This is a genomic window from Nonomuraea sp. NPDC049141 (assembly GCF_040648415.1).
GTDB lineage: Bacteria > Actinomycetota > Actinomycetes > Streptosporangiales > Streptosporangiaceae > Nonomuraea.
On the sequence record NZ_JBEZDR010000069.1, the window covers coordinates 1 to 5946 of the forward strand.

Consider the following 5946-nt stretch of genomic DNA (forward strand, 5'->3'; position numbering starts at 1 on the left):
CACCCGGTTACATTCCGAACCCGGAAGTTAAGCTTCCCAGCGCCGATGGTACTGCACTCGGGAGGGTGTGGGAGAGTAGGTCACCGCCGGACAATCTTTGTTCGGGAAGGGCTCCACGCTTATGCGTGGGGCCCTTTCTGCGTTTCGGGAGTAAGGTCGTCGCTGGGGGCTACGGCCAGCCGCTCTACAACTGCTGGAGTGGTGTGTCCAGCTCGGGTAAACCGCGCACGTACTCTCGTTCATCGTCTCCACCAGTACAGAGGCGGACATGCAGGGAGGACTTCACCGCGTCCGGGCGTGTACCGTCACCCGGACGCAGTGACGTGACAGGGCGGCCGCTACGCCACGCCACGCCACGCCGGACAATGGCACTGGCGCGGGGGCCGGCTCTGCTCTGCAAGCTCACAAGGTCGGCCTGTACGGGACCGTGATAAATGTACAGGCCGGCGGATTAGAGTCGTACAAGTCACGTGGCAGTATCTATTGTCCTTCGGCGCGCCCGAGACCAAATCGAGAAATCAAGCCGCTTATCCGCGAAGAACGAAGACACCCCAGCCCAGGTACTGCCTGCCGTACTCGAGATGAGCGCGACGTGCATGGTCCAAGAATTGCCGCAAGTCCGATGCCTCGGGGTCGTCGGGATTTTCGCGTAGCCATTCGCTCAGCGTCCACCATTGCGAGGCGACGTACCTGTCCCAGGTGTCTTGGTTCGCCATGACCATTTCCACCAGCTCGTAGCCGGCGTTCTCGATGCGCTTGGCCGTACCGGACAACGAGGTGAACAGGTCGCTCGATACTTGGAGCGATGCATAGGCTTCGGGCGGTGGCGGGGTGATCCAGTAGCAATCGCCGACCAGGGCGAGGCCACCAGGGCGGAGCAGGCGGCGCATGAGGGCGAGCGTGCCGGTGAGGCCGTCGCCGATCCAGGTGGCACCGATGCACGAGACGATGTCGTACGAGTGCGGTTCGTCCTCGTAGGTCCCTGCGTCCGCCTCGACGAAGCGTACTTGATCGGCTACGCCGAGCTCGTCGGCGCGTTCTCTGGCGGCTTCGAGGAAGACCTTGCTGATGTCCACGCCTACCCCGTGTGAGCCGTAACGGACGGCCCAGCGGGTGAGCATTTCGCCCTTTCCGCAGGCGAGGTCCAGTTGGCGGGTGCCTGGCTTGATGCGGCAGATTTCGCCGATGAGGTTCAGTTTTTCATCGGTGATGGCGTTCAGAATGCGATGGCCCGACTCGGCGATCTCATGGAAGCGGAGCGACATGTCCAGCAGTTTTCCCGAAGCGTTCAATCGGCGCGACCGAATATGCGGGCCGGGGCAGGCTCAGTGACGTGCTGCGGCTTGCTAGGCTGGTAGTACCGGGCCATCCCACCGCGGGTGGCCTTCGTCGCGTAAGACCCGAAAACGGGGCGGCGACCCTGCCACGGTGGACCGTCATGTGACGCACGAGTCTGCTGAGTGAGCCAACGAAATGGACCAGAAGTGAACAGTGATAACGGATCGGACGGCGGACAGCGCGAACGGGGGGACGGCGGAGACAAGCGCCCCCAGGACGGCGACAGGAGCGGCGGGTACGGCTCCCGCGGGCGTGACCAGCGCGACTCCAGGGGCGACCGTCCGTTCCGTTCCGATGACAGGCCGCATTCCGGCGACCGCGGGGCACGGCGCGACGGTGGCGACCGTGGCGCGCCGCAGGATCGTGGGCGCGGCGAGCGTTCCGGATACCAGGGACGCAGCGACCGTGGGACCGGACGCGACAGCGGAGGATATCGCGGGCCGCGCCGTGAGGGCGCGCCCAGTGATGACCGTGGGCCGCGTCGTGAGGGCGGCTACGCCGGTCCGCGCCGTGAAGGCGGTTATAGCGGTCCTCGTCGTGAGGGCGGGTCCGGCGATGACCGTGGCCCGCGTCGTGAGGGTGGTTACAGCGGTCCCCGTCGTGAGGGCGGGTTCAGTGGCGACCGTGGTCCACGTGGCGGGGGTGGTTACCAGGGTGGCGATCGTGGGCCGCGCCGTGAGGGTGGCTTCCGCGATGACCGGGGCGGACGCGGTGGCGATGACCGTCGGCCGTTCCGCGACCGTGACGATCGTGGCCCGCGTTCTGACAGCGGTTCCGGCGATGACCGTGGCCCTCGCCGTGAAGGCGGTTATGCAGGCCCGCGTCGTGAGGGCGGTTACTCCGGCCCGCGTCGTGAGGGCGGGTTCGGTGGCGACCGTGGTCCGCGTGGCGAGGGCGGTTTCCGAGGTGGCGATCGTGGGCCGCGCCGTGAGGGTGGCTTCCGCGACGACCGTGGGCCCCGTCGCGAAGGTGACGCGCCACGCCGTCCGTTCGGCGACCGCGGTCCGCGCGCTGACGGTGGATTCCGCGACAACCGGGGTTCGCGTCCTGAGGGTGGCGATGATCGTCGTCCGTTCCGCGATCGCGATGACCGCGGCCCCCGTGGTGAGGGTGGTTACGCCGGTCCGCGCCGTGAAGGCGGGTTCGGTGGCGACCGCGGCCCCCGTCGTGAGGGCGGTTACTCCGGTCCGCGCCGTGAGGGCGGGTTCCGTGACGATCGGGGTCCGCGTGCCGGTGGGGACCGTGGTGGTTTCCGGGACCGTGACGGTGGCGGGGATCGTCGTGATTTCCGTGATCGTGACGACCAGCGCCCGGGCGGGTTCCGTGGCGACCGAGGTGCGCGTCCTGAGGGCGGTGCCGACCGTGGGCCCCGTCGCGAGGGGGGCTTTGATCGTGGTCCGCGTGGCGGCGATGATCGTCGTCCGTTCCGCGATCGCGATGACCGTGGTCCCCGTCGTGAGGGTGGCTACGCCGGCCCGCGCCGTGAAGGCGGCGGTTACGCGGGTTCGCGTGGCGAGGGTGGCTTCCGCGATGACCGGGGTCCGCGTCCCACGGGTGGCGATCGACCTTCGGGTGGCGACGATCGTCGTCCGTTCCGCGATCGCGATGACCGCGGCCCCCGTCGTGAGGGTGGTTACGCCGGTCCGCGTCGTGAGGGCGGTTATTCCGGTCCGCGCCGTGAGGGCGGGTTCCGTGACGATCGGGGTCCGCGTGCCGGTGGGGACCGTGGTGGTTTCCGCGACCGTGACGAGCAGCGCCCAGGTGGGTTCCGTGATGACCGGGGTGCGCGCCCTGCGGGTGGCGACGACCGTCGTCCGTTCCGCGATCGCGATGACCGCGGCCCCCGTCGCGAGGGCGGTTACGCGGGTTCGCGTGGCGAGGGTGGCTTCCGTGACGATCGGGGCCCGCGCGGCGACGACCGTTCCCGCCCGTTCTCCCGTGACTCTCGTGACGATCGGGGATCCAGCGGCACCCGTGCCAGGTTCGGCCGCTCCGAGGACGACGCTCCGCAGCGCGAGCCGCTGCCCGAGGTCGCGCCCGACATCACCGCCGAAGAGCTCGACAAGGAAGTACGCGACGAGCTGCGTTCTCTCCCCGGCGACCTCGCCGAGTTGGTGGGCAGGCACATGGTCGCCGCCGAGCGCGCGCTCGAGGAGGACGACCCCGATCGGGCCCACGAGCACACCAAGGTGGCCCGCAGGTTCGCGGCCCGCATCGGTGTCGTGCGTGAGGCGGCGGGCATTGTCGCCTACCGCGCGGGGCACTTCTCCGAGGCTCTGAGTGACCTGCGCGCGGCGAGGCGGATGACCGGCTCCGACGCGTACCTGGCGGTCATGGCCGACTGCGAACGCGGCCTCGGTCGTCCGGAACGCGCCCTCGATCTGGTCCGTTCACCCGAAGCCGAACGCCTCGACAGAGCGGGACGCATTGAGCTGTCCATCGTCGAGTCCGGCGCCCGCCGCGATCTCGGCCAGAACGACGCCGCCGTCATCACCCTCCAACGCCTGCCCGAACTGCGCGACACGCAGGCGAAGCCCTGGTCGGCACGCCTTGCGTTCGCGTACGCCGACGCGCTGGCCGACGCGGGTCATCAGGAGGCCGCCACCGACTGGTTCGCCAAGGCGATGGCCTTCGACGAGGATGGCGAGACGGAGGCCGCCGAACGGTACGCCGAGCTGACGGGCGCGGTCATCGAGGACGTCGAAGAGGACTTCGACGACGAGGACGACTTCGAGGACGCGGGTACGGCCGACCAGGCCGACGAAGTGGACGAAGACCTCGACGAGGACGCGGACCTTGCCGAGGCGGGCGACCTTCTGAACGACCTCGAGCCCGCGGACGGTCGGACAGCCGACGCCGAACCTGCGGATCAGCAGGACGACACGGCTGGTCAGGGAGACGACACGGCTGTGCCGCAGGACGTCGATGACCAGGACGGGTCCGCTGACCTGCGGGATGTCGACGATGAGCAGGATGGGTCCGCCGACCTGCGAGACGTCGACGATGAGCAGGACGGTTCCGCCGGCCAGGCGGAATCCGCCCCTGAGCCGGTGGAATCCGCTTCTGCGCAGGACGCCGCTGAGGAGGCCGCTTCCGAAAGCTCCGAGCTCGGCGACATCCTGGACGGACCGGAGGACGCCGAGCCCGAGTCCGGCGACCTGCTTGACGGCCCAGGCGCGGCTCAGCCGGACGGCCCGGCCTCAGAGGCCCGTCTGCCGGAGGTCCCGATCACGCTGGGCATCAGTCCGGCGTTCATCGAGCCCGACTTCGGCGACATCCTGGACCAGCCCGACGAACCAGCCGAGGACGCCCCCAAGCGCGACTCCAAGCGCGAAGACTGACGTCCTGCTCCGCCGTACATCTCGCAGAGGTGTACGGCGGAGTCATGCGGCCGGTTCCTGGTACGGCATGCCGGTTCTTCGGTCCGCAGGTCGTACCAGAGAGTCAGGGCGAGACGCGGTCGAGCCAGTGGTAGATGCCCGCGACGTTTGACGGGGCGCCACTCAGCAGCTCGAACTGCTCCGCTGTCGGGTCGTCCGCCCTGAGTGCTTGGTACCGCTCCCTCGTGCGGTCCCTGACCATGGCGACGGCGTGGTCGAGATCCAGGCCCTCCCCGTGTACCTGGCGGGTGAGATCGACCCAGACGCGAAGTTCCTCCGCGGACCGTTCGAGCGTCTCCTGTACGGCGCCGACCGGTCCATAGTGGCTGAACAGCAGCCGCTGCGGACCAAGCGCTTCGAACAGCGCGATCGAGCTGAGCGCCGTCTCCAGGTCGAAGTCCGGAGGCGGGGTGGCCGGGCGCAGATCCCCGGTCTGCGGCAGGTACACGCCGACGGCGTCACCTACGTACAGATCGCCGGTGGCGGAGTCGATGAGGCCCACGTGATGCTTGGCGTGGCCGGGGGAGTAGTGGCTGTTCAACGTCCTGCCGTTGCCCAGGTCGATGGACCCGGTGTCGCCGAGTGCGACGATGCGGTCGGCCTCGGTTGGCGATAGTTCACCGAAAAGCGTGTCAAGGCGGTCGCCCCACACCATCCTCGCGCTGGCCATCAATCTTGAAGGATCGGCCAGGTGCCTGGCTCCCTTCTCATGCACCACGATCTGGGCAGACGGGAAGAATTTCGCCATGTCTCCCGCGCCACCGGCGTGGTCCAGATGGATATGCGTGACCACGACCGTGGCCAGGTCATCGGGGCCCACGCCGAGCGCGGCCAGTGCGTCGCGGACCACGGGCGCGGAGGTCGAGGTGCCGGTCTCGACCAGACATGGGCGATCACCGAGGATCAGGTAGCCCGCCGTGATGCCCGAATAGCCCGCCATCCTCGTGTCGATCTCATAGACGTCGCCGCCCAGGGCGGTGATGTTGTCCACAGTCACTCCCGATCCGCTGCCGTTATCCCCAGAATGGCGTTCGGGCCAATCCGGCGTCCCCCTCATCGTAAAGAGTGATCTCACCAGAACGCCGATGGGAGGACGACAGTGGATCGCAACGAGGTTGTACTGGTGGGAAGGCGGTCGCGTCCTCGGAGCGGTGTAAAAGGCTCAACGAGGTAGGTGCCGCGGGTTGATCTTAGGCGGCGGCCGTTTCGGGTGTCGAGTCGGACGCCG

The 5946-nt window shown here is 68.4% G+C and carries 4 protein-coding genes and 1 rRNA gene; 2 read left to right on the top strand and 3 right to left on the bottom strand.

Features of this window, described 5'->3' with window-relative positions:
• Positions 1-92 (top strand): 5S ribosomal RNA (gene rrf, locus AB0B91_RS64000); the annotation flags it as partial.
• Positions 93-527: 435 nt separating this feature from the next.
• Here rrf and AB0B91_RS64005 read toward each other — a convergent pair.
• Positions 528-1265 (bottom strand): class I SAM-dependent methyltransferase, encoded by a 738-nt coding sequence (locus AB0B91_RS64005; protein WP_358342775.1) that lies wholly within the window; start codon positions 1263-1265, stop codon positions 528-530.
• Positions 1266-1436: 171 nt separating this feature from the next.
• A complete protein-coding gene (locus AB0B91_RS64010) occupies positions 1437-3515 on the bottom strand; it encodes a hypothetical protein (protein ID WP_358342776.1) in 2079 nt (692 codons plus the stop codon).
• On the opposite strand from AB0B91_RS64010, the gene AB0B91_RS64015 reads away from it, so the two are divergent.
• Positions 3465-4679: a hypothetical protein gene (locus tag AB0B91_RS64015; RefSeq protein ID WP_358342777.1), complete on the top strand. Its 1215-nt coding sequence runs from the start codon at positions 3465-3467 to the stop codon at positions 4677-4679. The two genes, AB0B91_RS64010 and AB0B91_RS64015, sit on opposite strands and share 51 nt — an antisense overlap.
• Before the next feature lie 103 nt (positions 4680-4782).
• Here the strand turns inward: AB0B91_RS64015 and AB0B91_RS64020 are convergent, their stop codons facing one another.
• On the bottom strand, positions 4783-5709 hold the full coding sequence (locus tag AB0B91_RS64020) for an MBL fold metallo-hydrolase (protein ID WP_358342779.1): 927 nt from the start codon (positions 5707-5709) through the stop codon (positions 4783-4785).
• Positions 5710-5946: the final 237 nt, after the last annotated feature.

Coding starts and splice junctions, on each gene's coding strand:
- AB0B91_RS64005 (WP_358342775.1), bottom strand. CDS start 1,265: ATGTCGCTCCGCTTCCATGAGATCGCCGAGTCGGGCCATCGCATTCTG.
- AB0B91_RS64015 (WP_358342777.1), top strand. CDS start 3,465: ATGGTCGCCGCCGAGCGCGCGCTCGAGGAGGACGACCCCGATCGGGCC.